The 2,475-nt window shown below is 38.2% G+C and carries 1 pseudogene; it reads right to left on the bottom strand.

Going from position 1 to position 2,475, the window contains the following annotated elements:
• Positions 1 to 1,716: pseudogene (locus tag ACFIJL_RS09075) on the bottom strand (autotransporter outer membrane beta-barrel domain-containing protein); the annotation flags it as partial.
• Positions 1,717 to 2,475: the final 759 nt, after the last annotated feature.

Raw genomic sequence — 2,475 nt, 5'->3', positions numbered from 1 at the left:
TCTGTCTTTAGCAATATTTGCTCTGCCCTCTAAAATAGACTGATCTGCGCTTAATGTGAAGGTGCCGTTGGAGATCGCTTTTGAACCTACCTGGTCCCAAAACTCTTTGTATCTCCAATCAATGCCGTTTCCTAGTAAAACATCGGCATGGATTTCTGAATTTTTGAGATTTGCTGTACCGATTGCCAGATCTGCATTATTTTCAATATCGTTGTCAGTGAAAGCTCCGATAAGAATTCCAGCACCATTTTCTACGTGGATATCTGCATTAGTCACATTGATTTCATTGCTTTGACGTTTTTGCGGATAATTTTGATCTGTGTAGAAGAGAGACATGATTTGCAAACCACCGATTTGTGCTGTTGCAGAAATATCCTTGACATCGATATGTCCACCGTTTTCTGTATACAATGCAGCTTGTTTTCCAAATACTGTTCCGCCTGTCATTGTGATTTGGGATTGTGGATCGCTTGCATGGAGTCCACTACCATCAGATGCGTTAATTTTAGCATTGTCTTTTATGATAATGGTGCCGCCACTCTCAGCAGATACCCCTGAGGTTTTTACATTAAATTCTCCCCCTGATACGTTTATTTGAGAATTAAAAGCGGAGGCTATGCCTATATTTTCTTGAGTAACTGTTATATTTTTCAAAGTAAGGTTGCTGTTATGAGTGGCGACTACCCCGAAAAGTTGTTGGTCATCGTCTTTACCACTTGATATTTTCACATTTTCTATCTTGTTCTCAGCGCTCTTACTGTTATTAAAAGAAGCGCCTATTATAGAAGCCGTAATAGAACCTCCAGTCATCTTGATCGTACCGTTTGGTTGTGTAAAAAACCCCGTTGAAACATCTTTAATCGTTGTATTATGTAATTCAATTATGCTTCCAGAGGCATCGGCCAGTACACCAGTTCCAGTGCCATCTGTCGATGTTATAGTAATACCATTGACATGAATATGTCCGCCGTTTTCGGCAAACAATGTGCCTATACCCCAACCGCTTACTGTCCCTCCAGTCATTGTGATCTTGGATTGTGCACCATCAGCATGGAGTCCATAACCACTGGATGTTGTAATCTCAGTCTTGTTGTCGATAATAACCGTGCTGCCATTTGAAGCATATATTCCATCGAGTTCTCCATCAAATGATCCTCCAGAGACTGTTATTGTCGAGTGATCATCTGCCGTTAGAGCGTTCGCTGCATGCATAACAGTTACATTTTGTAAGGTGAGCGTGCTTCCCTTGGTAACTATTCCTGAGAGTAATTGCAGTCCATCTTTATCTAAGTCTGATATCACCACGTCTTTTAGCATGTTTTCGCTGCTATTCGTGTTATTAAAAGAAGCGCCAACAGAGGCAGCTGCAATGGAACCTCCAATCATTTTGATTGTAGCTCCGTCTTTGGCTTCAAGACCGCGGAAAATCTCAGAATCAAGTTTTGGGATAATTCTACTATCCTGTAATTCAATTACACTGTTAACACCTTCAGCTGTTACAGCGTATACATCGTAATGGACTGGGTGGTTTATCATTAAATTCTTGCCAATGATTTTGCCACCGTCTTTTGCGTGAATAGTTTCGTAGGTTTTATCGGATACTTCTTGTTGTTTTCCCTCAGAAACTACGAGGGTTTCAGCATGTGCACTGAACTGGATGTTGAACAGGATGATAGCGGCTGCAGCTGTGCATGATAAAAGGGATGTTTTATACACTAGTATTCTCCTTATGATAGCCCCCAAATATTCATTTCCCCGCGAACTTCATAAGAAGAAGTGAAAATGGATAGTTGTTATTAATTTCAGTAATTGTTTTTATTTGGTAAGACATTTTTGGTTTTTTGTCAAAATTAAAAAATAATTGATATTAATTATGTCTAATACAAAATGTATTTATAATGGATTTTATTTAAAGAATTATAATTTTGAATATTATTATTCAGAGAAATATTGTGAGATACTGATATAGTGGTACCATGACATCTTTTACATGATGGTAGGGATTATTATATACCCCAAATTGGGGTTATGAGGGAACAAAAAAGGATGTAGAAGAAGCTTGTAAAAAAGCTAACTTACTTGGGCTTAAAGTGGGTTTTCATCTTTCAACACAGTGGTATTAATTTATTTCTAATAGACTTCTCTTTTTTTCAAAGTAGGAAGTACTGTTCATCCACTGGGGATGGAAGTGCTCTGTTGCGTTTGTTGTGTCTTGTCTTGGTGATTTTCGTAAAGAACTAAGTATAAAGAGGGAAGGGTGCTTTAAAAGGAAAAAGGATGACTTTAATGTACAAAAAGGGCAGCATATTGTGCTGCCTTTTTTGTTGATGCATAGAAAAGAAATACGCTGTTTTGACAGTTTTGTTTTAAAACTGATAGCGTATGCCACCTGAAAAGTTTGCACCACTTATACCAGTTTTCTGAAGCTTTTGTCGATAGCTTACATCAGCGTAAAGAGAGAAATTGTGAGACAGT

Origin of the sequence: Bartonella sp. TT119HLJHH (assembly GCF_042193385.1) — a bacterium.
Lineage (GTDB): Bacteria > Pseudomonadota > Alphaproteobacteria > Rhizobiales > Rhizobiaceae > Bartonella.
The sequence above is the reverse complement of the archived record's forward strand: the minus strand, read 5'-3'. Positions and strand labels throughout refer to the sequence as shown.